The following is a 23,645-nucleotide window of genomic DNA, read 5'->3' on the forward strand; positions in this document are numbered from 1 at the left end:
AGCGAAATCGAGGCAATTGTTCGCCGAACCGATATCGCCCCTCGATTCCACTTCGTTGCATCGAGGCTACAAAACTACGAAATACTGTTGACCGATCTAGTCCATGTCCGACGCCCCCCAACTCGCCCATCGCCTCCGCCAGCACACCCAGGGCGAGGTCCTTTTCTCCGACGCTGATCGCGGTCGCTACTCGACCGACGCATCGATCTACCAGCAGATGCCAGTGGGTGTGCTGGTGCCGCGCACTGCGGACGACGTTACGAACGCCATCGACATCGCTCGCGACCTGAAGGTGCCGGTGCTCGCGCGCGGCGGCGGTACCAGCCAGTGCGGGCAGACGACCGGCGTGGCACTGGTCATCGACAATTCGAAGTACCTGCGCAACGTGCTCGCATTCGACGCCGAAGCACGCACCGTGATGGTTGAACCGGGCATGGTGCTTGACCACCTCAACGCCTACCTCAAGCCCCACGGGCTCTGGTTTCCGGTGGACGTATCGACCAGCGCACAGGCCACACTGGGCGGCATGGCAGGCAACAATTCCTGCGGCTCACGCTCCATCGCCTACGGCAACATGGTGCACAACGTGCTGGGTATCGACGCCTGGTTGGCGGATGGTCGCGTCACGTCGTTTGGCCCGCAAGCGGATGCGACCGGACCTGCCCAACAACTGGGCGCGCTGGCGGCTTCCCTCGCTGCGAAACATCGTGAGGAAATTGAGCGTGTGTGGCCCAAGGTCATGCGTCGCGTCGCCGGCTACAACCTCGACATTTTCTGCAACCAGAGCGAACGGCCCTACACCGCTGACGGCAGTGTCAATCTCGCGCATCTGCTGGTGGGCTCGGAGGGTACGCTCGCTTTCACCAAATCACTGACGCTGGCACTCTCGCCCTTGCCGAAAGCGAAGGTGCTCGGCGTGGTCAACTTCCCGACTTTCCATCGGGCGATGGACTCGGCGCAGCACATCGTGAAACTCGGGCCGACGGCCGTCGAGCTGGTGGATCGCACGATGATCGAGCTCTCGCTCGCCAACCCGGCCTTCGCGCCGACGATCCGCACGGCGCTGGTGGGCGAGCCTGAAGCGATTTTGCTGGTGGAGTTCTCCGGCGATGATCGCGATGCACTCAAGCGCAAACTCTCGCAGTTGGTTGATCTGATCGGCACACTCGGCCTGCCCGGTGCCGTGGTGCAGATGACCGACGATGCGCCACAGAAGAACCTGTGGGAAGTGCGCAAGGCCGGGCTCAACATCATGATGAGCCTCAAGGGCGATGGCAAGCCGGTGAGCTTCATTGAGGATTGCGCGGTGCCGCTGGAGCATCTGGCTGACTACACCGCGCAGTTGACCGAAGTGTTCGCCCGACACGGCACCCGCGGCACCTGGTACGCGCATGCCAGTGTGGGCACGCTGCACGTGCGCCCGATCCTCGACATGCGCCACGCTGGCCCGGAGGGTGGCGCAGCGAAAATGCGCGCCATCGCCGATGAAGCAAGTGCGCTGGTACGACGCTACAAGGGTGCGTACAGCGGCGAGCATGGTGACGGCCTCTGCCGTGGCGAATGGGTCGAATGGCAATTCGGACCGGCCATCACGTCGGCGTTCCGCGAGATCAAGCGCACCTTTGACCCGCAAAACCTGTTTAACCCCGGCAAGATCATTGATCCGCCGAAGATGGATGACGCGAGCCTCTTCCGCTTCAAGCCAGACTACCGGGTAATTCCGATCCAGACGACACTCGACTGGAGTGCGTGGAATGTGCAGAACGATGCGGTCACCGAGCAGACCACGGGGCCTGGCACCGGTGGCGACCCGGCGGAAGGGTTTGCCAAGGCCGTGGAAATGTGCAACAACAACGGCCACTGCCGCAAGTTCGACGCTGGCACCATGTGCCCAAGCTATCGCGTGACTCGCGATGAGCAACATGCCACGCGCGGCCGGGCCAATACGCTACGGCTGGCGATTTCTGGCCAGATCGGCAGCGATGGCATCGCCAGCGACGAAGTTCACGACGCGCTGGATCTCTGCGTCAGTTGCAAGGGCTGCAAGCGCGATTGCCCCACGGGCGTCGACATGGCGAAGATGAAGGTGGAGCACCTGCATCACTACAAGAAGAAGCACGGCTTCTCGATTCGTGACAATCTGATCGCGCGATTGCCAATCACGGCGCCGTTTGCAGCAAAGCATCCTGGCTGGTTCAACGCGCGCAATCGCATGCCGTGGCTTGCCAAACTGGGTGAGCGCATGTTCGGCTTTTCAGCAAAACGCTCACTGCCGGAGTGGCGCAGCGACACGGTATGGGCAACACTATCCAAGCCGCCGACCGGCCCGGTGCTGGTAGGTGGCCGCGCACTGCTCGACGCCCATGCCGCGGGCGAGCGTGTGGTGGTGCTGTTCGTTGACACCTTCAACGGCGCCTTCGAGCGCGAAAACGTGGACGCAGCAATTGCAGTGCTCGGTGCGGCAGGCTACAAAGTTCACATTCCGCGCTGGACGCCGCAAGGCGACCGCGACGAGCGCAACCTCTGCTGCGGCCGCACCTTCCTCGCCGTCGGCATGGTGGAAGCCGCCAAGCAGCAGGCGCACTATCTGCTCTCGGCCCTGCTCGAATTTGCCGAAGCGGGCATCGACATCGTCGGCCTGGAACCCAGCTGCCTGTTCACGCTGCGCGACGAAATCCCGGCCATGCGCCTGGGCGAAGAAGCGGACGTCGTCGCCAGGCACGCCATGCTGATCGAAACTTTCCTCGAACGCGAGGAGAAAGCGGGCAAACTCGACGAACTGCGCGCCAAGCTCAAGCCTGCAGCATCACCGATCCTCGTGCACGGCCACTGCCACCAGAAAGCGTTTGGCGAAATGACCCCGACGCTCTCGCTGCTGGGCTTGATCCCGGACGTCAAGCCAAACCTGATCGAAAGCTCCTGCTGTGGCATGGCTGGCGCGTTTGGCTATGACTCAAAGCATTACGAAATCTCGATGCAGATGGCCGAGCTGTCGCTGCTACCGGCCGTCCGCAATTCACCCGGCGCGATCATCGTTGCCGACGGTACCAGTTGCCGGCACCAGATTCACGACGGCGCAGCGCGTGAAGCGAAACATGCCATTCGCGTTCTGGCCGAACATCTGCAATAGTCTCGTCCGCGCATTATCAAGAGCGCAAAGAAGGGGAGTCATCATGTCATTGCTTCGCTCGCTGTCTGTCGTCACTGCCAGTGTGGGTTCGCTGCTGCTGCTCGCGGGCTGCGCACACGGCCCGCAGTCCGCAGGGAACCATTCGCACGTCCACGCCAGGGTGGAAGGCGCGACTGTTGCAGGCGGGCCGCGCTACGCGGTGGACGCGCTGTGGCCGAAGCCGCTGCCCAACAACTGGATTCTTGGGCAGGTGGCAGGCATCGCGGTTGACCGCAACGACACCATCTGGCTGATTCACCGGCCGCTGACCCTCACCGACGACGAGAAAGGCGCGGCACTGACGCCGCCGCGCTCGAAGTGCTGTGTGGCGGCGCCGCCGGTACTGCAGTTTGATCGCGCGGGCAATCTGCTGCGTTCGTGGGGTGGCAAGGGTACTGGCTACGACTGGCCCGCCAACGAGCACGGCATCTACGTTGACCCGAAAGGCGACGTCTGGGTCGGCGGCAACGCCAACACCGACGGCATGCTGCTCAAGTTCACTCCCGACGGCAAGTTCCTGATGCAGATCGGCAAGCCGGGCAAGAGCGAAGGCAGCAATTCGACCACGCAGCTTAGCCGGCCCGCGCACATGGAGCTTGATGCCGATGCCAATGAGCTGTTTGTTGCCGACGGCTACGGCAATCGTCGCGTCATTGTGTTCGACGCTGCCACCGGTGCCTACAAACGGCACTGGGGCGCCTATGGCAAGAAGCCGGAGGACGGCAATTTCCCGAACTACAACCCGGAATCGGCACACTTCGGCATGCCGGTGCACTGCGTGCGCATGACGAAAGACAATCTGGTCTACGTTTGCGACCGCATGAACAACCGCGTGCAGATCTTCAACAAGAAGGGCGAGTTCCTGAAGCAGTTCGTCTACGACGCCGCCACGCAAGGCTCCGGCTCAACCTGGGATCTGGTGCCGTCCGAGGACGCGGCGCAGCGCTACCTGCTGATTGCCGATGGCACCAACAACGAAGTGCGCATTGTCGAGCGCGCGACCGGCGAAAAGATCGGATCGTTCGGCCGCCCCGGACGCCAGGCCGGCGACTTCCACTGGGTACACAACATTGCGATCGACTCGGAAGGATCGGTGTACACCAGCGAGGTTGACACCGGCAAGCGGGCGCAACGGTTCCGCCGCGTGCAGTAGTCAGCGTCGCTGGCGTGGTCAGATGCGTCTGGCGGGATGGTTGCGAGTCGATTTCGGTATTGGCTTTTCCCGAAGAAGCTCAATTTATATGGGCTAATACCGTGAAAATGACAGAAATCGACTTATAGCCATTTATACGCAGGGGCCCTTATTGAATGGGGTTTCCAGAGAAAAGCCAACAACACCGAGGCGACCACCGCGTCACCCAGTTCGAAATTTAGAGTAGAGGTAACCCCATGCGAATTCTCCACACCATGCTGCGCGTCGGCGACCTGCAACGCTCCATCGACTTCTACACCCGAGTGATGGGCATGCAGCTCTTGCGCACGACGGATCGGCCCGAGCAGAAGTACTCACTGGCGTTCGTTGGTTACGGCGATGAAAAGGACGGCGCAACGATCGAGCTGACCTACAACTACGGCGTCCCGAGCTATGAGATCGGCACCGCCTTCGGCCACATCGCCATCGCCGTGGCCAACGCCGCCGCAGCCTGCGATGCCGTACGCGCCGCTGGCGGCAATGTCACCCGCGAAGCCGGCCCGGTCAAAGGCGGCAGCACCGTCATCGCCTTCGTGCAGGACCCGGACGGGTACAAGATTGAGTTGATTGAGGCAAAGGCTTGAGGCCGTAGCCTTGAGAAGCGAAGCGCGTCAAGGCAGTTGTTAACGCGGTCGATCGATTCGTGCCGTTAGCGCATGTAGAGAAACTCCCGGACGCGCTGCGCTTCTCCGGGCTACGTGTTTGCGACGAACAGCGGCCGGGGAATTACACCGTCTCCACCAGCCCCCGCTTCCGCAACATCGCCTCCACCTTCGCATCGCGCCCGCGGAACGCGCGGTAGGCATCGGCGGACTCGATCGAGCTGCCTGCGGAGTAGATGTAGTCGTGCAGGCGTTTCGCCGTTGGGGCGTCGAACGCGTTGCCAGCCTCCTCGAACGCCTCGAAGGCGTCGTTGTCGAGCACGGCGGCCCACATATACACGTAGTAACCCGCAGCGTAGGCGGCATCAGAGAACAGATGCCGGAAGCCCGTGAATCTGTGCATCGGATGCGCCTCGCGCGGCATGCCGATGCGGGCCAGCTCTTCCTGTTCGAATGCCATCACGTCGAAGCCATCGAAATTGCTGCGTGAGTGCACCGCGAGATCGGTGAGCGTAGACGACACATACTGCACGCTCTCGAAGCCATTACCGAACTTCGCCGCCGCGCGGATACGTTTGACCAGCGCTTCCGGAATTGTCTCGCCGGTATCGAAGCGACGCGCAAACTCGGCAAGCACCTCGGGCTGAAGGGCCCAATGCTCGAACAACTGCGACGGCAGCTCCACATAGTCCTGATAGACATTGGTCCCTGCCAGCCGCTCGTAGCGGACATTCGACAGCATGCCGTGCAGGCCATGACCGAATTCATGGAACAACGTGCGCACGTCGTCGAACGAGATCAGGTTGGGCTGCCCGGCAGGTGCCTTGGCGAAGTTGTTGTGGTTGCCAACGATCGGGACCACCTCGCCATGCACGCTATTCCTGCCCTGCACGCGATAGCTCGACATCCACGCCCCGCCGCGCTTCGACGAACGTGCGAAATTGTCGGAGATGAACAGCGCTTTCAGCTTGCCTTCACGATGCACTTCGAACAGCCGTGCATCCGGGTGATAAAGCTTGATGCCCGGCGCCTGCGTGACTTCCTTGAAACTGAGTCCAAACAACCGTCCCGCCACGCCAAACATCGCGGCAATCATGCGGTCGAGCTCGAAATAGGGTTTCACTACCGCGTCGTCAAGCTCGAAGTGCGACTGTCGCACCTTTTCCTCGTAGAAGCGCCAGTCCCAGGGTTCGAGTGCCTCAGTCTGCCCGTGCGCGATGCGGCTTGCGTTGAGCAGCGCGGCCTCACGAACGAGCGTGGCCTTCGCTGGCTCCCACGCCTGCAGCATCAGCGCGCGCGCGGCCTCGGGCGTTTTCGCCATGCGATCCACCAGCTGAAAATCGGCAAATGTTCTGTAACCGTGCAGCTCGGCCTGCTCCTGACGCAGCTTGAGGATATCGACAATGATCTGACGGTTGTCGCTCGGGCCATCATGCGCACCACGCGAGACCCAGGCGTCGAAGGCGACCTGGCGCAGGTCACGCCGCGTGGAGAAGGTGAGAAACGGCACCACCGAGCTGCGCGACAACGTGATCGCGCAGCCGTCAGCTCGCCCGCGCTCTGCCGCTGCGGCGCGCGCCGAGTTGAGGACATCGGCTGGCAATCCGGCGCGCGATGCTTCGTCCTCAAGCCAGAGCACCCAGTCGGTTTCGTCCTTCAGCACATTCTGCGAGAACTGCGTGCACAGCGTTGCCAGCTGGCCCACGATGGCGGCGTAACGCTCACGCTGGTCGGCGGCGATGCGTGCGCCTTGACGAACGAAGTCGAGGTGCACGCGCTCCGCCAGGCGACGGTCCTCGTCCGCCAGCAACTGCATCTCGGCAGAATTTACGACGGTGTCGATGCGCGAGAACAGCGTCTGATGCATGTAAACGGCGCTCTGATGCATGGCAATCTTTGGCGCCAGCTCGCGCTCCACTGCTTCCAGCGCGGGACTGGTGTGGGCAGCGCTCAAATTCCAGAACATTTCGCCGAAGCGGACAAACTTCCAGCCGGCACGATCGAACGCGGCGATTGTGTTGGCGAACGTCGCGGGCTCGGGATTGCCAGCAATGGCGTCGAGCTCGGCATGATGCTCTGCACATGCGGCAGCAAAGGCCGGGCCAAAATGTTCAGGACGCGTCTCCGCGAAAGGCGGCAGACCGTACGGGGCGTTCCAGGTGGCAAGAAGCGGGTTGTGCATGGGGACCTTACTGATGCTGATGACGCCGGGTAGGCGCCAGATTCGTCGGTGCCGCGTACTGCAGGATGAGCAGATCGCAGCGGCCGGGGTTAACGATAGTGAGCGCCTTTAACTGTCTTAGGCGGGAGTTGCATTGGCGCGGCGATCCTTGCGCCACAGCACGTCCGGCTGTCCGGCAGCACGGTTAAGTGTGCGCGCCAGCACGAAAGCCAGGTCGCTGAGGCGATTGAGGTAGACGCGGGCATCGTCAGAAACCGTCTCGCTCGCCGCCAGCACCAGCACCGCCCGCTCAGCGCGGCGGCACACCGTTCGCACCAGATGCGCGTAAGCCGCTGCCCGCGAACCGCCAGGCAGGATGAAATCCTTGAGCATGGGCAGCTCCGCGTTGAGCGATTCTGACAACGCTTCGAGCCGAGCCACATGCGTCTCGCCAATCGCGGTGTAGCCCGGAATCGACAGCTCGCCGCCAAGATCGAACAGGTCGTGCTGGACGTCAACCAGAGACTCGCGAAGCTGGTCCGAGAGCGTCTCCGTCAGCAACAGCCCGACCACGCAATTCAGTTCGTCGACTTCGCCGATCGCAGCAATCCGCGGATGCGTTTTCGGTACGCGCGAACCATCGCCGAGACCAGTGGTGCCACCGTCGCCGGTTTTCGTTGTAATCTTGGAGAGTCGATGGCCCATAGCTCAACTGCTGCTGGCGCGCCAATGGATGTAAAACAACCCGGTAGTGTAGAAGATGCTCCCGTGCTGCGGACCGCCAGCGGGAGCGTGGTAACCCTTACCCTGAACCGGCCGGCGCAATACAACGCCCTCTCATCGGACATGCTTGCAGCCCTGCAGCAAGCCCTCGAATCAGCCTCGCGCGATCCGGCGTGCTCAGTGCTGGTGCTTGCCGCCAGCGGGAAGGCGTTTTGCGCCGGCCACGATTTGCGCGAGATGCGCGCCAACCCCGCCGAAAGCTGGCAGAACGAACTGTTCAACCGTTGCTCGCGGCTGATGCTGACCATTGCTGAGCTGCAGCAGCCAGTGATTGCTGCCGTGCAGGGCGTTGCAACCGCTGCAGGCTGTCAGCTGGTCGCCTCCTGCGACCTCGCCGTAGCCGCCCGTTCGGCGCGGTTCGCCACCAGCGGCATCAACTTGGGATTGTTCTGTTCGACGCCCGCCGTTGCGCTCAGCCGAAGCCTGGCGCCGAAGCACGCAGCGGAAATGCTGCTGACCGGTGAGTTTGTTGACGCTGAGCAGGCTGCCGCGTGGGGACTGGTCAACCGCTGCGTAGACGATAATTGCCTTATGCAAGAAGTACAGAGCTTGGCTGATCAGTTGGCATCGAAGTCCCGCTACGCGCTGGCGTCCGGAAAACGGTTGCTGCGGCAACTACGGCAAGGGCAGGGGTATCCGCTTGATGCAGCTTACCAATTGGCCGCGGGCAACATGGCGAGCGACATGCAGTCGGGCGATGCCCAGGCGGGCATTGACGCTTTCATCGCCAAGCGGCCAATGCCGGCCTGGAGCGGCCGATGAGCATCATCGACCGCAACGTGCCGCCACCGCAGGAGGCGTGGGACACCCTGCGCGAGTGGTCGCGACAGAGCTGGTGGCAACGCTATCGCATGAGTCTGCTGGTGATGCTTCCGGTCACGACGATGGTAATGCTGATTGCCGGCGTCGCCATGCTGTTCGCCGAGTTTTCCTGGCGCTCTGTCGCACTCGTCGCCGGACTGTGGGCGATTGGCGTTCCGCTGACCGCGCTCGGCTATATGCGCCGCGTAAGCCGGTCGGCGGCCCTGGTGCCACCCATCACTCCAGCCAGCCTCGATCCGACGACGGCGGTGGATATTCGCGGCCGGCGACCAGACGGACGCGACTAGCGGCCCGATTTCTGCTGCGCCGTATCGGAGTTATGCAACAAGCGGCGGGCTGTGAAGAAATTCACGCAGAAGCCGGCCGCTGCTCCCACTATCACCGCGCCCCAAATTTGCAGCACAGACCGGTCGGACAGCCACAACAAACCTGTCGACAGTGCGAAATTGATGGCGGAGCCGACTGATTGCGCTGCCACGTAGCGCCCCCAATCGGCAAATGATGCCGGATGGCTGGGGGCAAAGGTGTAGCGACGATTGAAAGCATAGGTCGTGGTCACGCCAGCCAGCATCGCCAGCAGGCGGGCAATCAGTACGGGGGCCCCCATGCTCACCATGACCGACACGATGGTTGCGTCAATTGCCAGCGCAATGAACGCCCCAATCAGATAGCGACCCGCCTGCCCCGCAGTTTCCCGCACGGCCGGCTTTTGCTGCTCCACGTCATTACTCATCGCGGTAGCGTAGCAGTCGGCGGCGATAGTGCAGCGATTGAGGTTGTCTCGGGTAGCCCACCTAGCACCTCCACTGTCCAATGTGCGGCGCCGTCGGCGCAGGCGGTACAGCGATAAGCACTGGTGTTCGCGAAGCGCAGCGCCGCCGGCTGCACAACATCGTTGCGCAAAACACGAACTGCAAAGGCAGGCGAAGTCGGCAACAGATTGCTGACGACGAGGATGGAATCAGCAGTGGTCGTCAGCGACGTTGACCAGGTCTTTGCCCTGGCCGCCGCCAGCATCAGGTCCATTCGCGGTGGATAGTTCCGACCAGACACCGCGGGCAGCGGGCTTGCGGGCGCAACGACTGCACTGGCCGGAGCGAGCCCGCCGCCTCGCAAATTCACGGTCGGCTTGACGTTCAGGATTGTCCAGGCGTCGGCGGGCAGCCATATCCACGGCGACGTCAATCCGCCAATATGGACCTGCGACTTCCGCCCAGCGCAATGCAAGCGCATTTCGTGGCCGAGGCCCATGGCGAAGGAAGCGACGTCGCCATGCAATGACGCATCGCCCTCATGTCTGCACAGAAACCGGGCGGCAACCTCGTCGCGAGCGGGAGCCGACAGCACAGATTCATCGTGCGCGGTAGTGCTGGTATCACGCATGTTCGAGTGCAACGGCAGGTGCGAGTGGACAAGACCGCGTTGTGCCGTGTTGACCAGCCCCACCACGACGAGAACATGCAGCACGACCGCCGCCAAAACAATCGCCGTCGGCAAAACACGAACTCGCTCGAGGGCGCGCCAGCCGATAGCCAACACCAGGGCGTAAGGCGGCAGCGCCACGTAAAGCATGTAGAACGGTGTGTGGTCACGCAGCAGCGCAGTCGCTGCCAGCACTGCAATCAGCGTCGCGGCCGCCGCGACCAGCTGCTTCCTCCAGCGGATGTCGTTCAGGGCAAGCAGCCCGCCTGCCGCAGCGGCAACCAGCAGCGCCCCCCATACGACATGCGTGGCGGCGACCAGCACACCCGCTGCGTTCAACGCAGTATCCAGCACCGCCAGCGGCTGCTGCCAGAGCAGGTTCACCAACAGCGGCGTGAAGCCGCTGAGGGTGCCGCCGAGACCGGAAACGCCAGGCGCGTTGATCGCGGCACTGTCGCCGGCAAGGCCCGGCATCCAATGAGCCAATATCAAAGGCAGGAAAATCAGTCCACCACCGATCATCGCAGCCACCGCCGCTGTCAGGCGATGCGGACGTGGCACGGCAACAAGCGCCGCCATCAACCAGGGCGACAGCAACACCGCCGTGGGGTGAGCGTGCAGTGCGAGTGCAGCGCATGCACCGAGGAGAGCTGCATTGGCAATCACCGCGCGCTGAGACGGTCTGGCCCCCGGTTGGCACAGGCGAAGTGAAAGGAGCGCGCATCCCCAGACTGCGGCTTCAAGCAATTGGGTGTGACCGACGCCGAACAATTGATAGCCCGCAATCCCGGGCGCTGCGGCAGCGGCTGACAGCAATGCGGCAAATCGCGCGTCACCGATGCGAAGGCCAGTAAGGTAGATCAGCAGGTACTTGCTGGCCGCGAGCAGGCCAAGCAGCGCAAAATAGGCCGTCACCGAGCCGCCCAGCCATATGGCGAGCGCACCGAGGTAGTACCACCACGCGGCCAGCAGCTCGACCGATCCCACCGGCGGACCGAGCAAAGGCAAGGCGCGCCCGTCGGCGATTTCGATGGCCCAGAACAGGTCGCGGGCAACGTCAATCGTCACGATGCCATTGGCCACCGCCAGCACGTAAGCCGCCGTTAATACCAGCAACAGCAGCATTGCTCCTGCATGCCACCGGCCACGGCGTTTTGTGAAACTGGCTTCCATTCTGCGAGCGTACCCGAAGAAGCGGCCATCGTCGGCGTCCCCCCCCGCCACGTCGTCACGGGCCGGGCTTTAGAGCCACGGCTCAAAGCACTGCGCGAAGAATCGCCGCCCGCGTGCGCCAGTTTTTATAATGGCAAGCTAACGTTAACGTCAACCGGCGGTGCGTCATGCGTCCATACGCGTGGTTGCGCAATTTCCGCCCTCAGGAGCAGGTGTGAAGATACTCGTCCCGGTCAAGCGCGTTGTGGACTACAACGTGAAAGTGCGCGTCAAGCCCGACAACTCGGGCGTCGATATCGCGAACGTCAAGATGTCGATGAATCCGTTCTGCGAAATCGCCGTTGAAGAAGCGGTTCGCCTGAAGGAAAAGGGCGTGGCGACCGAAATCATCGCCGTGTCTGCCGGTGTGGCGCAATGCCAGGAAACGCTGCGCAACGCGATGGCGATCGGCGCTGATCGCGGCATCCTGATCGAGACGGACGCCGATCTGCAACCGCTGGCGGTGGCGAAACTGCTCAAGGCAGTGGTCGACAAGGAACAGCCGAAACTGGTGGTCCTTGGCAAGCAGGCGATTGACGACGACGCCAACCAGACCGGCCAGATGCTGGCTGCGCTGCTCGGCTGGGGCCAGGCGACGTTTGCCTCCAAAGTGGAAGTTGCGGGCGACACCGCAACCGTGACCCGCGAAGTCGACGGTGGTCTCGAAACCGTCGCCCTGAAATTGCCCGCCATCATCACCACTGATCTACGCCTGAACGAGCCGCGCTACGCCACGCTGCCCAACATCATGAAGGCGAAAAAGAAGCAGCTCGACAACGTGAAGCCGGCGGACCTCGGCGTAGATGTCACGCCGCGTCTGACCACGCTGAAAGTGGAAGAGCCACCGAAGCGCCAGGGCGGTGTGAAGGTGGCCGATGTAGCCGCCCTGATCGACAAACTCAAGAATGAAGCGAAGGTGATCTGATCATGGCTAATCTCGTTATTGCAGAACACGATCACGGCTCGCTCAAAGCAGCAACGCTCAACGTCATCTCGGCCGCAGCGGCGATCGGTGGCGATGTGCATGTGCTGGTGGCCGGCAACAACGCGGGCGCAGCTGCAACCGCCGCAGCGCAAGTCGCTGGCGTCAGCAAGGTGCTGCATGCCGACGGTGCCGCGCATGCCAATCTGCTGCCAGAAAACGCAGCGGCGCAGATCGTCGCCGTCGCTGGCAGCTACAGCCACATCCTCGCCCCCGCTACTGCGTACGGCAAGAGCGTTGCACCACGCGTGGCAGCCCTCCTCGACAAGGCGCAGATCAGCGACATCATCAAGGTCGTGGACGCTGACACCTTTGTGCGGCCGATTTACGCAGGCAACGCCTACGCGACGGTCAAATCGTCGGACAGCGTGAAGATCATCACCGTGCGTGGTACCGCGTTCGCTGCAGCAGCTACGACTGGCGGTAGTGGTGCCGTCGAAAGCGTCGCTGCGGTTGCTGATATCGGCGTCGCAAGCTTCGTCTCGGCTGAAATCACCAAGAGCGAACGCCCCGAGCTGACCGCCGCCAAGATCATCGTGTCCGGTGGCCGTGGCCTGGGTTCTGGCGAGAAATACCGCGAGGTACTGACACCGCTGGCCGACAAGCTCAACGCCGCCATGGGCGCCTCGCGCGCCGCCGTTGACGCGGGCTTTGTGCCGAACGATTACCAAGTCGGTCAGACCGGCAAGATTGTGGCACCGGAGCTCTACGTCGCGGTCGGGATCAGCGGCGCGATCCAGCATCTCGCGGGCATGAAGGATTCGAAAGTCATCGTCGCCATCAACAAGGACCCGGACGCGCCGATCTTCAGCGTGGCCGACTATGGCCTGGTGGCGGACCTCTTTGAGGCCGTGCCGCAGTTGACCAGCCAGCTCTAGTCACCCAGTCACAAAGCGGGCGGTTGCCCGCTTTTTTATTTCCGCCCAGCCCGCCACCGCCCGCAGAGAACGCGCCATGAGCACTTATCACGCCCCCGTCAAAGAGTATCGTCTTCTTCTCGAAACCATCGCGCCGCTGAGCGAGCTGTCGGCGCTGCCGCATTTCGCTGAAGCGACGCCGGACACGGTGTTCGCGATCATTGAAGAGTCGGCCAAGTTTGCCAACGAGGTACTTGATCCACTGAACTGGTCAGGCGATCAGGAAGGTGCGAGGCACAATCCCGCCGACAACTCGGTATCGACGCCCAAAGGCTTCAAGACGGCCTATGACGCCTATTGCGCCATGGGCGGCGCAGCGCTGCCGATGCCGGAGGCGTTTGGTGGCCTTGGCATGCCGCGCTCGCTGATCACGCTGACTGACGAGATGGTGCATTCGTCGAACATGAGCTTCGGCCTGCTGCCGATGCTGACCCAAGGCGCCATCGAGGCACTGCTGCTGGCCGGCTCGGATGAGCTCAAGCAGATCTTTGTTCCGAAGATGGTGAGCGGCGAATGGACCGGCACCATGAACCTGACCGAGCCGCAGGCAGGCTCTGATCTGGCGCTGGTCAAAACCCGTGCCGAACCGCAACCCGATGGCACCTTCAGGATTTTCGGCACCAAGATCTTCATCACCTTCGGCGAGCACGATTTCACCGAGAACATCGTGCATCTGGTGCTGGCCCGCCTGCCCGATGCACCAGAGGGCGTGAAGGGTATCTCGCTGTTCGCAGTGCCGAAGTTCCTGGTTAACAAAGATGGTTCGCTGGGTGCCCGCAACGATGCACAGTGCGTGTCGATCGAACACAAGCTGGGCATTCACGGCTCACCCACCTGCGTGATGCAGTTCGGCGACGCCGGCGGTGCGGTTGGCTACGTGGTCGGCGAGGTCAATCGCGGCCTTGAATACATGTTCGTCATGATGAATCTGGCACGCTTCGGCGTCGGCCTGCAAGGCGTGGGTATCGCCGAGCGCGCCTACCAGCGCGCCGTCGCCTTCGCCCGCGAGCGCGTGCAGTCGCGCGATGTCGGTGCGCCGAAGAATCCGTCGGTACCGATCATCCGTCACCCCGACGTACGCCGCATGCTGCTGCGCATGCGGGCGCAGACCGAGGCGGCACGCGCGCTGGCGATTGCCACCGGCTACGCATTCGATCTCGCTGAGGCCCATCCCGACGCCGAAGTGCGCAAGGCCAATCAGGCCTTCGTTGAACTCATGATTCCCGTGCACAAGGGCTGGGCCACCGAGATGGCGCAGGACGTCACCTATCAGGGCATTCAGGTCCACGGTGGCATGGGCTTCGTCGAGGAAACCGGCGCCGCCCAGCACTACCGCGACGCCCGCATCACCACGATCTACGAGGGCACCACTGCCATTCAGGCCAACGATCTCGTCGGCCGCAAGATGGCGCGTGAAGGCGGCGTCACTGCCAAGGCACTGATCACGACCATGCGTGCATTCTGCGCAGAGCTGGCGAAATCGTCCAACCCGCATCTGAAAGCCTCGCACAAGCGCCTGGTCGAAGGCATTGATGCCGTTGAACGCGCGGTGGAATTCAATCTTGGCAACTTCAACCAGAACGTCCGCGCCTGCTTCGCGGGCTCGGTGCCGATGGTGAAGCTGTTCGGCATCGTCTGCGGCGGCTGGCAACTGGCGCGCGTCGCGCTGGCAGCCGAACAGCGCATCAACGCGGGCAGCGATGACCGCGCATTCCTTGAAGCGAAGATCGCAACGATGCGCTACTTCGCTGACACCATGATCCCGGAGGCGATTGCCGCAGCCGAGGTGATCGTCAACGGCTCGGAAGGCACGTTGGCGCTGGCGGAAGCCGCGTTCTGACCGTCATTGCCGTCGTCAAAAGGAACACTCGTCATGATCCAGCTGCACTATGCACCGTCGAACGCGTCGATCACGCCGCACATCCTGCTCGAAGAGATGGGCCTGCCGTTCGAGCTGAAGCAGGTGGATCGAGCCAACAACGCGCACAAGTCCGCAGAGTACCTCAAGCTCAATCCAAATGGCCTGATTCCGGTACTGATCGATGACGATCTGGTGCTTTACGAAACAGCAGCGATCTGCCTCTACCTCACCGACAAATATCCGCAGTTTGGCTTGGCTCCGGCCGTCGGTACCGTTGAGCGAGCCCATTTTTACAAGTGGCTGATGTGGATGACCAACACGCTGCAACCAGCGGTGATCATGTACTTCTACACCGACCGCTACACCGCGGCGACTGACCCGTCTGCGGTTGCCGCCATCAAGGCCAGGACGCAGGAGCGCATGGGCGCGATGCTCAAGCAACTCGATGACCAACTGGCGCAGAGTGATGGACCGTGGATGATGGGTGAAAAATTCAGCGTACTGGACATCTACGCATTCATGCTGGGTCGCTGGACTCGAGTTTTTGAAGGCGCGCCGCCAGCCACGCAGAAAGCGAGCAACGTCGCCTTCTGGCCGCATCTCGGCCCCTTCATGCACCGCATGCTGGCCCGCCCGGCAGTACAGCGTGTGGTGGCAAAAGAAGGCCTGAAGGAGCCGGTCATCTGACCACTTTGCGCCTGGCAAGGGCGGCAACCGGATTGACACAGGTCAGCGGCGACGTCTCAGTGAATCCGTAGACTTCGTGCCGTGAACGAGCCTCCCACTCCCCACCACTTGCCATCGTCCCCGCAAACGCTCGCCCGGCGGCGTGATCGCATGGCGGCAATCGTCGTGCACTCGGTCAGCCCAACCCGGCCCTTTCACTGGATGGCACGTGCGGGTCGCGATTTCATCGCTTGTCGTTGGGTCAGCGTGGCTCATGGCATCGCAGTAGCTATCTTCGGCGCCGCGCTGTTCGCGCTGGCACGCGACCGCTTCTGGTTGCTCGCTGGCGCGTTCTCCGGCTTCCTCGTCGTCGCGCCGGTATTGGCAACCGGCCTTTACGCGCTCAGCCGTGCACTGGAGCGCGGCGAGCCGGCCGACATGGCGCTACTGCTGCGCACCTGGACACACTGGGGCGTCAACCGCCGCTCGGACCCGGCCAGCTACTGGTGCCTCGTGCGCTTCGGCCTGCTTCTAGCGCTCGCGGGCACCGGCTGGGTCCTCACCTCGGCGGCGTTCATCACACTCTTCTCACCCGTACCCATCGCAACGCCCGAAGACTTCGTGCGCCACATCGTGCTGTCACCGGATCACTTTGTGTTCGAGGCCTGGCTCACCATGGGTGGTGTCCTTGCCGCGCCGGTGTTTGCCTCCAGCGTGATCTCAATGCCGCTCCTGCTCGACCGCCACGTCAACGCACTCGATGCGGTGCTGGTCAGTTGGCGAGTCGTCCTCACCAATCCGGTCACAATGGCGCTGTGGGCCGCGATGCTGATGATCTTTACGTTCTGCGGCTTCGTCACTGCCCTGCTCGGCATGATTGTCATCGTGCCAATGCTTGGCCATGCAAGCTGGCACGCTTACCGCGATCTCGTTGATGCAACGGCGATCCCGGAACGCATCGCACCTGCTGCGCCTGACGCCACCAGGGTGTCAGCATGATCTTCGGCTTCACCGAGGCACAGATCTCGTGGTTCGGCCTCACCTTCGGCGTTGGCGCCTTCATGCTCTACATGGTGTTCATCATCGCCCAGCTCGCCTGGGAGAGCAAGGCAGGCAAGCTTGGTACCTTCGTTCTCTTTCTTGCCCTCGGCTTCGGCATGACCGGCTTCATCGCCAAGCAGGTCATCACCTGGATACTGGCCAAATAGCGGCGAAGCTGCGCGGTATTTGAAAACCTGCAGGCTTCACGGCGTCAGCGTCGCGAGCCAGGACTCGATGGCTGCCGGCGTGGTCCGGCCCGCATTGGTGCCGAGCGCGTCGGCGATCAGCGCATTGCCGCGGAAGCCGAGCAGATAGCGCAGGATCATCAGGCCGTCAGTCGCTGCATCGGCGACACCACTGTCGTCCACATCAAGCGCCCAGCGCATCTTGTCGAGATGGAGCAACATGGCGCTGTCGTCGCGCGCCGGGTTGTGGCCTGTCGCTCCCGCTGTCATCGCAGGGCCGGAAAGCCCGAGCAGGTAACGCAGCGCAAGCACGCCATCGGTCAGCGCAGTGTATTTGCCGCCCAGCGCGTTGCCGTCGATATCAAGCGTAGGTGTCGGTGATCCGCACACGTCACCGGCAGCCTGATACAAGCTCGCCACCTCGTTCGCCGTCAGCGCCCGGTCGAACACCTGAATCTCGTCGAGCTGACCGGTGAAGGCACCATTGCGGTCTGCGCCGCCGAGCGTCAGGTGAGACCAGTTGGTTTCCGGCGAGAAGTCTCCGAAGTTCCAGCCGCGAGTGTTGGGCACAGAGTCGCTGAACGGGCGCGTGCCGGTCTCGACCAAAACGCCATCGACGTAGATCGAAACAGACGAGCCGTCGTAAGTGCCAGTCACCAGATGCCAACCAGCCGGCAACGTGGCGTACACCGTGATACCAGCAAGTTGACGTTTGCCAACCCCGAAGTACAGCTGGTCCATCACGGTGAACAGGTAGGTGTAATAGTCACCAGTACCGCCCCGCTCGCCCATGTAGTTGCTGGCAATGACTTGCGGTGAGTTACGGGTCAGTTCCAGCGCGTTGACCCACAACGACACCGAGAACGGATCCGCCTCGTTGACACCAATGTTGCCGAGCATGCCAACATGCACATAGTCGTCAACGCCATCCAGATTGAACGCCTGCCCATGCTGACCCGCCGCGAAGCCAGCCCCCAGCATGCGCGCGCCGTTGTACGACCCCACCACATCCGCGCCGTTACCCTCGGCCCTCCACCAGTTCACCAGACCGGACAGCGGCGCCTGGCAAACGGCAGCAGCAGACAGCGAAACCGTCGCCAGCACTGCAGCCAGCAACACACCCACGACATGACGCAACTTCACGGCAACCTCCGAAACTGCGATGTTTCGCAGGTGACGAATGTCATCTGCGCATCGCTATGTTTCGTATGGTGTGCCTGCTACGGGGGGCTTTCCTTGATGCGGCGCAAGATCACTATCGCGCCAGTAGAGCACTCACCCGGTCGCGAGCGCTGGCAACACATACCCGCGAATCAATCCGCCTTGGCGCCGGAATCCTTGACCACCTTCGCCCACTTGGTGATTTCGGCGCGCTGATACGCCGCCAGCTCCTCCGGCGTGGAGCCGACCGGTTCCAGGCCGTTATCAGCGAGACGTTTGGCGACGTCCGGCAACTTCAGCACACGCCGCACCTCGGTGGCCCATTTGTCGACGATGGGTTTCGGCGTGCCGGCCGGTGCGAATAGCGCGAACCAGCTGACGGCATCAAAGCCTGGCAAGCCGGACTCCGCAATCGTCGGGATCTCCGGTGCGGCAGGCGAGCGCTGGGCGCTGGTGACGCCCAGTGCGCGCAGTTTGCCTTCGCGCACCAGCGCCAGACTCGACGGCATGTTGTCGAACATCATGGTGACACGGCCGCCGAGCACGTCGGGGATCGCCGTTGCGCGGCCCTTGTAGGGCACATGAACCATGTCGATGCCGGTCATCGTCTTGAACAGCTCACCCGAGACATGGATCGAAGTGCCCGAGCCCGACGACGCGAAGGTCATCTTGCCCTCCTTCTTGCCAAGCGCGATGAAGTCCTTGAGGTTTTTCGCCGGCACGTCGTTGTTGATCACCAGCATGTTGGGGGTGGTGGCCAGCAGCGTGATCGGCGCGAAGTCTTTCACCGCGTCGTACGGCATCTTTGAGTAAAGCGCCGGGTTGATCGAGTGCGTCCCGACGGTGCCGACGACGACGGTGTAGCCATCAGCCGGCGATTTGGCGACGAAATCGGCGCCAGGGTTGCCGCCGGCGCCGGGCTTGTTGTCCACCACCACTGGCTGCCCCCAGCTCGCGGACATCTTTTCCGAAAGGATGCGCGCCAGGATGTCGGGTGCGCCGCCGGTCGTGAAGGTGACGACGATGCGCAAAGGTTTGTCCGGGAAGCTGCTGGCGGGCGCCTGCGCAGCGACTGGGGCGATGGATACCGCAGCGCCGAAAACGGCGGCGCAAGTCAAGACAGCGCCGGGCAAGCGGCGAAACGAAGCGAAGACTGACTGCATGGTGACCTCCTGTGCGCTGCATGGTAGCGGCGTCGGGCGGCGATGTCGATGCGGCGTACCGCTCATTCCAAACTGATGCGCACGTCGCACCGACGATTGCTGTTGCGCCGGTGGTCGCTCGCCGCACACCGGCCAGCACATTCCGGCATCTCGCAGGTTGCAACACGTCGAGATGACGCAAAATGTCACTTTGTCGTTGTCCGCTGTCCTCCCGCCCCAACCATGAACCCCGCCGCACAACCTGCCACCGGCTTTTTTGCCAGCGCTGATCTGTGGCTGCTGGTAGTGGTCGGGCTACTGCTGGTGATCGCCATTCTGCTGCTGGTCAACACCCTGCAGCGCCGGCGCCAGTTGCAGCGTGCTGCCGAGGTATCGCCCAATCCAATGCTGGTGCCGCTCAACCGGCTGACGTGGCAGCAGTTCGAGCTGCTGGTCAGCCAGGCGTTCCGCCATCGCGGCTATCTGGTTGGCAGCGAAGGCAAGCGGGCTCCAGATGGCGCCAGCAACATGGTGCTGCGCAAGTCAGGCGAGTATTTCCTCGTCCACTGTCTGGAATGGCGCTCGCCGTCCATTGAAGTCACGACGGCGCGCGAGTTGCACAACCAGGTGCGCGCCCGGCATGCTGCGGGGGGCTTCATCGTTACCACCGGCCAATTCACCCGTGAAACGCTGGCGTTTGCCAGCGGGCGCAATCTGCAGTTGATCGACGGCGCGACGCTGCGCGAGATGCTCAACGACACTGCCGGTCTGCCCACCGGCGTACCGACCACCATCATCACGATCGGCCAGCCCAGCGAAGCACCGCCGGTGGCTGCGCACCGTTAGCGGCATCCATTACAGCTTTTGCCTGAAAGCCCCATTCGATTAGGGCTATCGGTGTATTTCGCGGCCATGTCGACTTCTGTGGAAATCGGCCCGTACCCCGCGATCAATGGTGCTTGGACGAAAAAGTCATAACGTCCGCATAGGGCTCGCGAGCCTTTTTCGCTGTCGTTAACCCCGTTTGCCACGCCGGCTCGTTTCAGTCACTAACCGCCTCATTTCCGGGGCGTGCAGGCAAGCTGAAGGAGCCCGCCATGTTGCACAAAGCCTTGTTTACCGCCGTTCTTGCTGCCACCGCTGCGGTATCGATGAACGCCAGCGCCATCGGCCGTCTGGCCGACGTGACCGTCGTTGACCGCAGCACCGGGCAAACGCTGCCGGTGCATTACTATCGCGGCGAATACTGGGTGGCCGGCACGCCCGGCGCCAAATACTCGGTGTCGGTGGCCAACGCCTCCGGCGGTCGCGTACTGGCAGTGATGTCGGTCGATGGCGTCAATGTGCTCAACGGCCAGACTGCCAGCACCGAGCAGTCGGGCTACGTGTTCAACGGCTACCAGCGCTACGAAGTGACCGGCTGGCGCAAGAGTAACGCCGAGGTCGCAGCGTTCGAATTCGTTGCCTCCCCAGCGTCCTACGCCGAGCGCACCGGGCGCCCGGCGAATGTCGGCGTGATCGGTGTCGCCCTTTTCAAGGAACGCGTCTACCAGCCGCCGGTTCAAGTCACGCCGCAGATGTCGCCACCATGGTGGCCACAAGGGGGTCGCAAATCGGACATGGAAACCGGCGCGGCTGGCCGTGCTGCCGACTCCGCGTCAAATACTGCGCAGCCGGCACCGGCTGCCCCCGCCGCCAGCGCTCCACCCGCCGAGATGGCGAAACGCGCCGAGCCGCGCTACGACGGTCGCGCCGAGGCAGCACGCGAAAAGCTCGGTACCGGCCACGGTGAACGTGAGTGGTCGCAGGTCACTCACACCTCGTTCGAGCGCGCGCAATCATCGCCGAACGAAACCATACGCATCCGCTACGACAGCTACGAGAATCTGGTGTCGATGGGGGTGATCCAGTCGCCCCGCCCGTGGCAGCGCACACCGAACCCGTTCCCGGACAACCTCGGCTACGTGCCGGATCCGCCGCGTCACTGGCGCTAGGCAGAACGGATCGCCGGAGCGGTCAGCGCCGGGCGACAAAGAGGGCGGCCATGCATGGATAATCCCGTGCATGGCCGCGCCACCTTCCAACGAGACTGATGAAGCCCTGATGCTGGCGTTTGCGCGAGGCAATATGAACGCGTTCGAACAGCTCTATGACCGTCACGAAACCGGCGTCTGGCGCTTCGTTTTCCGCAGCGTGCAGAATCAGGCTGTGGCCGACGATCTGGTTCAGGAGCTCTGGTTCGCTGTCGCCCGTACGGCGGCGAGCTATGAACCCACTGCCAAGTTCAAGACCTGGCTGTTCACGATGGCGCGCAACCGCGTGATTGACCACGCCCGCACCGCGAAAAACCACACCAGTATCGACGCCGAGAACGACGATGGCGAATCGATGTTCTCCGACCTTGCCGCCGATTCCCGCCTCGGCCCGCTGCGGCAGGTGACGTCGCGCGAGCAGGCAAAAGCGCTGCTCGCCGCCATTGAACAACTGCCGCCCGACCAGCGCGAAGCTTTCCTGCTGCAGGCCGAAGGCGACATGAGCGTGGATGACATTGCAGCCGCCACCGGTGTCTCGTTCGAAACAGCAAAGAGCCGCCTGCGCTACGCGCGCAACAAGCTGAAGGAACTGCTCGCCGATTTCGCGGAGGTGCGCGCATGAGCGAGCCACGCAATACCAACAACGCGCGCTCGGATGCGCTCGTCGACGCCTACCGTCAGGCCAGCGCGCACGACGACGCGCGCCCGAGCCCACGCGTGCGCGATGCAGTGCTGGCCCACGCGCGCGTTGTCGCTCAGTCGAACAGTGGTCACGCGGCTGCCAAGTCCGGTGACCTGCGCGCGATGCCGGAAGCCATCGTCATCCGCCCGGCCGCGAACGACCGGGCGTGGTACTGGCGCGCAGCGGCCGGGCTGGTGCTCGGCATTGCTGGTGTCTGGATGTACCGGCTTACGACGCAACCCGCCCCCGAGTCAGCAGTCGCTGCAGCGAGTGCGCCGGCGGCCGCGTCCCCGGCAGCGAGCGAGAAAGCAGCGCGCGATGGCAGCGACGGCGCCAACGCGGCCATCTCTGCCAACACGGCGCAACCCGTCGCAGCGAGCGCCGCAGCACCGACACCGGCCGCCGCACCACCGGCAGAGGCGCAAATCGCTGTCGCTGGTGCCACCAGCACGGATCGCGCCGCGATGGGTGGCGCCACGTCGGCCGCACGCGATACCGCGCCCGCTACGGTCCTGCCAGCGAAACGGGAGAGCGCAGAAGACCTGATGGCGTTCAACGTCGGCCGTGCCCGCGCTGACAGCGAGGCCGGTCGCGCCAAGGTGAAAGCGGATGAGCCAGTCATTGCGCTGGCGAAACCTGTCCCGAGCGCAGCCCCGGTCATTCCTGCGGCGCCACCGGCACCGCCGGCACCTGCCGCACCTGTCATGGCGGCTCGTACTCCGCAGCCGTTCCCGGCCTCGCCGGCCGCCACCGCGCCCCCCGCGGAAGACGCGGTCGCGTTGGCCGAATTGGCCAAGCGCAGCACCGCCGCCCGGGCGGCCAAAACCGAGCAGCCAGCAGCAGCGACGACTGACGCAGCAATCGCCAGCGGAGTCGCCGCGTCCGGGGCGCTTGCACGTAACGAGCGCACCGAACCGCGTGCAGAGGCACGTGCAAAAGCAGTTTCCGAACAGACGATGGCGGTCGCAACGGCACCCGCTGCTGCGCCTGCCGCCCCGGCAGCGGCAGCGGGCGCTGCTCCGCCACCAATGCCTGCGGCCGCAGCGCCAGCGCGTATCGGTGACTTGACGCCACCGATGCAACAAGGCATGGCCAACGTGGCGCTGTTCTCGGCGCTGCGTTCAGGTCAGGTTGAATCGGTACGCAGCGCCATCGCGCGCGGCGCCAATGTCAATGCCCGCGATGATCGCGGCCGCACACCGCTACAGATCGCGCGGGAAGGTAATCAGACGGAGATTGTGCGCGTGCTGGAGGCTGCTGGCGCCAAGTAGCGGACGCTGTCTGATCGATTGCGCGGGTATCAGACAAACAGCGTCGCCACCGCGCTCACCATGCCCAGTGCCAGCGCGGCGCCGGACATGCCAGCAAAACTCAGGCGCGGCAACGGACGGCCGTCGACGGTAGTGTCGTCGCGCCGGTGAATGGCATAGGCAGCGCCGAGTATGCCCAGGCTGGTCACCAGATTGAACGCGAAGATCGCGTGCAGCAATTCCATGATTCGTCTCCCTGAATGAACTGTGTTGCAGCGCGTACCGATGCGCGCAATCACAGGCAGCAGGCCGAAACAATCGGCGGCCGCAAGTCACTACATGCTGTATTCAGCGGAGCGAAC

General features: G+C 63.2%; 22 protein-coding genes. 15 read left to right on the plus strand and 7 right to left on the minus strand.

Annotated elements, in window-relative coordinates; translation table 11 throughout:
• Window positions 1-103 precede the first annotated feature (103 nt).
• The 3 genes from FKL89_RS13025 (at window position 104) to gloA (ending at window position 4,945) form a co-directional block, all read left to right on the plus strand.
• Window positions 104-3,130, plus strand: coding sequence for an FAD-binding and (Fe-S)-binding domain-containing protein (locus FKL89_RS13025; RefSeq protein WP_156863220.1), 3,027 nt, complete (start codon window positions 104-106; stop codon window positions 3,128-3,130).
• A 43-nt stretch (window positions 3,131-3,173) separates the two neighbouring features.
• Entirely contained in the window at window positions 3,174-4,322 is a 1,149-nt protein-coding gene (locus FKL89_RS13030) for an NHL repeat-containing protein (protein ID WP_156863221.1), read from the plus strand.
• 236 nt (window positions 4,323-4,558) lie between these two features.
• Window positions 4,559-4,945, plus strand: coding sequence for a lactoylglutathione lyase (gene gloA, locus FKL89_RS13035; protein WP_156863222.1), 387 nt, complete (start codon window positions 4,559-4,561; stop codon window positions 4,943-4,945).
• Window positions 4,946-5,087: 142 nt separating this feature from the next.
• Here the strand turns inward: gloA and FKL89_RS13040 are convergent, their stop codons facing one another.
• Together FKL89_RS13040 and FKL89_RS13045 are read right to left on the minus strand one after the other, a co-directional pair.
• Window positions 5,088-7,145, minus strand: a complete 2,058-nt coding sequence (locus FKL89_RS13040) for a M3 family metallopeptidase (RefSeq protein WP_156863223.1) — start codon at window positions 7,143-7,145, stop codon at window positions 5,088-5,090.
• A gap of 117 nt (window positions 7,146-7,262) precedes the next feature.
• On the minus strand, window positions 7,263-7,829 hold the full coding sequence (locus tag FKL89_RS13045) for a cob(I)yrinic acid a,c-diamide adenosyltransferase (RefSeq protein WP_156863224.1): 567 nt from the start codon (window positions 7,827-7,829) through the stop codon (window positions 7,263-7,265).
• A gap of 24 nt (window positions 7,830-7,853) precedes the next feature.
• Between FKL89_RS13045 and FKL89_RS13050 the strand changes: the two genes are divergently transcribed.
• On the plus strand, window positions 7,854-8,669 hold the full coding sequence (locus FKL89_RS13050) for an enoyl-CoA hydratase (RefSeq protein ID WP_156864694.1): 816 nt from the start codon (window positions 7,854-7,856) through the stop codon (window positions 8,667-8,669).
• Window positions 8,666-9,016, plus strand: coding sequence for a hypothetical protein (locus tag FKL89_RS13055; protein WP_156863225.1), 351 nt, complete (start codon window positions 8,666-8,668; stop codon window positions 9,014-9,016). The genes FKL89_RS13050 and FKL89_RS13055 overlap by 4 nt, the downstream gene beginning before the upstream one ends.
• On the opposite strand, the gene FKL89_RS13060 is transcribed toward FKL89_RS13055, so the two are convergent.
• Together FKL89_RS13060 and FKL89_RS13065 are read right to left on the minus strand one after the other, a co-directional pair.
• Window positions 9,013-9,462 carry a GtrA family protein gene (locus FKL89_RS13060; RefSeq protein WP_156863226.1) on the minus strand — a complete coding sequence of 150 codons (450 nt, stop codon included), beginning with the start codon at window positions 9,460-9,462 and terminating at the stop codon, window positions 9,013-9,015. The genes FKL89_RS13055 and FKL89_RS13060 overlap by 4 nt on opposite strands.
• The gene (locus tag FKL89_RS13065; protein ID WP_156863227.1) at window positions 9,459-11,276 is read right to left on the minus strand and encodes a hypothetical protein; all 1,818 of its coding nucleotides are present in this window, start codon (window positions 11,274-11,276) and stop codon (window positions 9,459-9,461) included. Before FKL89_RS13065 ends, FKL89_RS13060 begins: the two co-directional genes overlap by 4 nt.
• Window positions 11,277-11,538: 262 nt before the next feature.
• On the opposite strand from FKL89_RS13065, the gene FKL89_RS13070 reads away from it, so the two are divergent.
• From FKL89_RS13070 to FKL89_RS13095, 6 genes are all read left to right on the plus strand, one after another.
• Window positions 11,539-12,288: an electron transfer flavoprotein subunit beta/FixA family protein gene (locus FKL89_RS13070; RefSeq protein ID WP_156863228.1), complete on the plus strand. Its 750-nt coding sequence runs from the start codon at window positions 11,539-11,541 to the stop codon at window positions 12,286-12,288.
• Window positions 12,289-12,290: 2 nt separating this feature from the next.
• Window positions 12,291-13,223 carry an electron transfer flavoprotein subunit alpha/FixB family protein gene (locus FKL89_RS13075; RefSeq protein WP_156863229.1) on the plus strand — a complete coding sequence of 311 codons (933 nt, stop codon included), beginning with the start codon at window positions 12,291-12,293 and terminating at the stop codon, window positions 13,221-13,223.
• A gap of 76 nt (window positions 13,224-13,299) precedes the next feature.
• A complete protein-coding gene (locus tag FKL89_RS13080; protein ID WP_156863230.1) occupies window positions 13,300-15,102 on the plus strand; it encodes an acyl-CoA dehydrogenase family protein in 1,803 nt (600 codons plus the stop codon).
• 33 nt (window positions 15,103-15,135) lie between these two features.
• On the plus strand, window positions 15,136-15,810 hold the full coding sequence (locus FKL89_RS13085) for a glutathione S-transferase family protein (RefSeq protein WP_156863231.1): 675 nt from the start codon (window positions 15,136-15,138) through the stop codon (window positions 15,808-15,810).
• An 81-nt stretch (window positions 15,811-15,891) separates the two neighbouring features.
• Entirely contained in the window at window positions 15,892-16,788 is an 897-nt protein-coding gene (locus FKL89_RS13090; RefSeq protein ID WP_420361126.1) for a DUF2189 domain-containing protein, read from the plus strand.
• On the plus strand, window positions 16,785-16,997 hold the full coding sequence (locus FKL89_RS13095) for a DUF2788 domain-containing protein (RefSeq protein ID WP_156863233.1): 213 nt from the start codon (window positions 16,785-16,787) through the stop codon (window positions 16,995-16,997). The genes FKL89_RS13090 and FKL89_RS13095 overlap by 4 nt, the downstream gene beginning before the upstream one ends.
• 36 nt (window positions 16,998-17,033) lie before the next feature.
• Here FKL89_RS13095 and FKL89_RS13100 read toward each other — a convergent pair whose 3' ends face one another.
• Together FKL89_RS13100 and FKL89_RS13105 are read right to left on the minus strand one after the other, a co-directional pair.
• Window positions 17,034-18,158 (minus strand): LamG domain-containing protein, encoded by a 1,125-nt coding sequence (locus FKL89_RS13100; protein WP_156863234.1) that lies wholly within the window; start codon window positions 18,156-18,158, stop codon window positions 17,034-17,036.
• 170 nt (window positions 18,159-18,328) lie between these two features.
• A complete protein-coding gene (locus tag FKL89_RS13105) occupies window positions 18,329-19,339 on the minus strand; it encodes a Bug family tripartite tricarboxylate transporter substrate binding protein (RefSeq protein WP_156863235.1) in 1,011 nt (336 codons plus the stop codon).
• 222 nt (window positions 19,340-19,561) lie between these two features.
• Between FKL89_RS13105 and FKL89_RS13110 the strand changes: the two genes are divergently transcribed.
• The 4 genes from FKL89_RS13110 to FKL89_RS13125 all read left to right on the plus strand — a co-directional run bounded on the left by FKL89_RS13110 (window position 19,562) and on the right by FKL89_RS13125 (window position 23,304).
• Window positions 19,562-20,164, plus strand: coding sequence for a restriction endonuclease (locus tag FKL89_RS13110; protein WP_162527512.1), 603 nt, complete (start codon window positions 19,562-19,564; stop codon window positions 20,162-20,164).
• A gap of 251 nt (window positions 20,165-20,415) precedes the next feature.
• Window positions 20,416-21,312, plus strand: a complete 897-nt coding sequence (locus tag FKL89_RS13115) for a hypothetical protein (protein WP_156863237.1) — start codon at window positions 20,416-20,418, stop codon at window positions 21,310-21,312.
• 70 nt (window positions 21,313-21,382) lie between these two features.
• A complete protein-coding gene (locus tag FKL89_RS13120; RefSeq protein WP_156863238.1) occupies window positions 21,383-21,973 on the plus strand; it encodes an RNA polymerase sigma factor in 591 nt (196 codons plus the stop codon).
• The gene (locus FKL89_RS13125) at window positions 21,970-23,304 is read left to right on the plus strand and encodes an ankyrin repeat domain-containing protein (protein WP_156863239.1); all 1,335 of its coding nucleotides are present in this window, start codon (window positions 21,970-21,972) and stop codon (window positions 23,302-23,304) included. The genes FKL89_RS13120 and FKL89_RS13125 overlap by 4 nt, the downstream gene beginning before the upstream one ends.
• Before the next feature lie 29 nt (window positions 23,305-23,333).
• On the opposite strand, the gene FKL89_RS13130 is transcribed toward FKL89_RS13125, so the two are convergent.
• A complete protein-coding gene (locus tag FKL89_RS13130) occupies window positions 23,334-23,528 on the minus strand; it encodes a hypothetical protein (RefSeq protein ID WP_156863240.1) in 195 nt (64 codons plus the stop codon).
• Window positions 23,529-23,645 lie beyond the last annotated feature (117 nt).

The sequence above is a fragment of the Casimicrobium huifangae genome (assembly GCF_009746125.1).
In the GTDB taxonomy this organism is placed as follows: domain Bacteria; phylum Pseudomonadota; class Gammaproteobacteria; order Burkholderiales; family Casimicrobiaceae; genus Casimicrobium; species Casimicrobium huifangae.

Excerpts from the sequence above, each read along its gene's own strand:
- FKL89_RS13075 (WP_156863229.1), top strand. The coding sequence starts at position 12,291 with ATGGCTAATCTCGTTATTGCAGAACACGATCACGGCTCGCTCAAAGCA.
- FKL89_RS13130 (WP_156863240.1), bottom strand. The coding sequence starts at position 23,528 with ATGGAATTGCTGCACGCGATCTTCGCGTTCAATCTGGTGACCAGCCTG.
- FKL89_RS13080 (WP_156863230.1), top strand. The coding sequence starts at position 13,300 with ATGAGCACTTATCACGCCCCCGTCAAAGAGTATCGTCTTCTTCTCGAA.
- FKL89_RS13060 (WP_156863226.1), bottom strand. The coding sequence starts at position 9,462 with ATGAGTAATGACGTGGAGCAGCAAAAGCCGGCCGTGCGGGAAACTGCG.
- FKL89_RS13030 (WP_156863221.1), top strand. The coding sequence starts at position 3,174 with ATGTCATTGCTTCGCTCGCTGTCTGTCGTCACTGCCAGTGTGGGTTCG.
- FKL89_RS13040 (WP_156863223.1), bottom strand. The coding sequence starts at position 7,145 with ATGCACAACCCGCTTCTTGCCACCTGGAACGCCCCGTACGGTCTGCCG.
- FKL89_RS13055 (WP_156863225.1), top strand. The coding sequence starts at position 8,666 with ATGAGCATCATCGACCGCAACGTGCCGCCACCGCAGGAGGCGTGGGAC.
- FKL89_RS13095 (WP_156863233.1), top strand. The coding sequence starts at position 16,785 with ATGATCTTCGGCTTCACCGAGGCACAGATCTCGTGGTTCGGCCTCACC.
- FKL89_RS13065 (WP_156863227.1), bottom strand. The coding sequence starts at position 11,276 with ATGCTGCTGTTGCTGGTATTAACGGCGGCTTACGTGCTGGCGGTGGCC.
- FKL89_RS13025 (WP_156863220.1), top strand. The coding sequence starts at position 104 with ATGTCCGACGCCCCCCAACTCGCCCATCGCCTCCGCCAGCACACCCAG.
- FKL89_RS13110 (WP_162527512.1), top strand. The coding sequence starts at position 19,562 with ATGAACCCCGCCGCACAACCTGCCACCGGCTTTTTTGCCAGCGCTGAT.
- FKL89_RS13045 (WP_156863224.1), bottom strand. The coding sequence starts at position 7,829 with ATGGGCCATCGACTCTCCAAGATTACAACGAAAACCGGCGACGGTGGC.
- FKL89_RS13050 (WP_156864694.1), top strand. The coding sequence starts at position 7,854 with ATGGATGTAAAACAACCCGGTAGTGTAGAAGATGCTCCCGTGCTGCGG.
- FKL89_RS13105 (WP_156863235.1), bottom strand. The coding sequence starts at position 19,339 with ATGCAGTCAGTCTTCGCTTCGTTTCGCCGCTTGCCCGGCGCTGTCTTG.
- FKL89_RS13085 (WP_156863231.1), top strand. The coding sequence starts at position 15,136 with ATGATCCAGCTGCACTATGCACCGTCGAACGCGTCGATCACGCCGCAC.
- FKL89_RS13125 (WP_156863239.1), top strand. The coding sequence starts at position 21,970 with ATGAGCGAGCCACGCAATACCAACAACGCGCGCTCGGATGCGCTCGTC.
- FKL89_RS13115 (WP_156863237.1), top strand. The coding sequence starts at position 20,416 with ATGTTGCACAAAGCCTTGTTTACCGCCGTTCTTGCTGCCACCGCTGCG.
- FKL89_RS13120 (WP_156863238.1), top strand. The coding sequence starts at position 21,383 with ATGGCCGCGCCACCTTCCAACGAGACTGATGAAGCCCTGATGCTGGCG.
- gloA (WP_156863222.1), top strand. The coding sequence starts at position 4,559 with ATGCGAATTCTCCACACCATGCTGCGCGTCGGCGACCTGCAACGCTCC.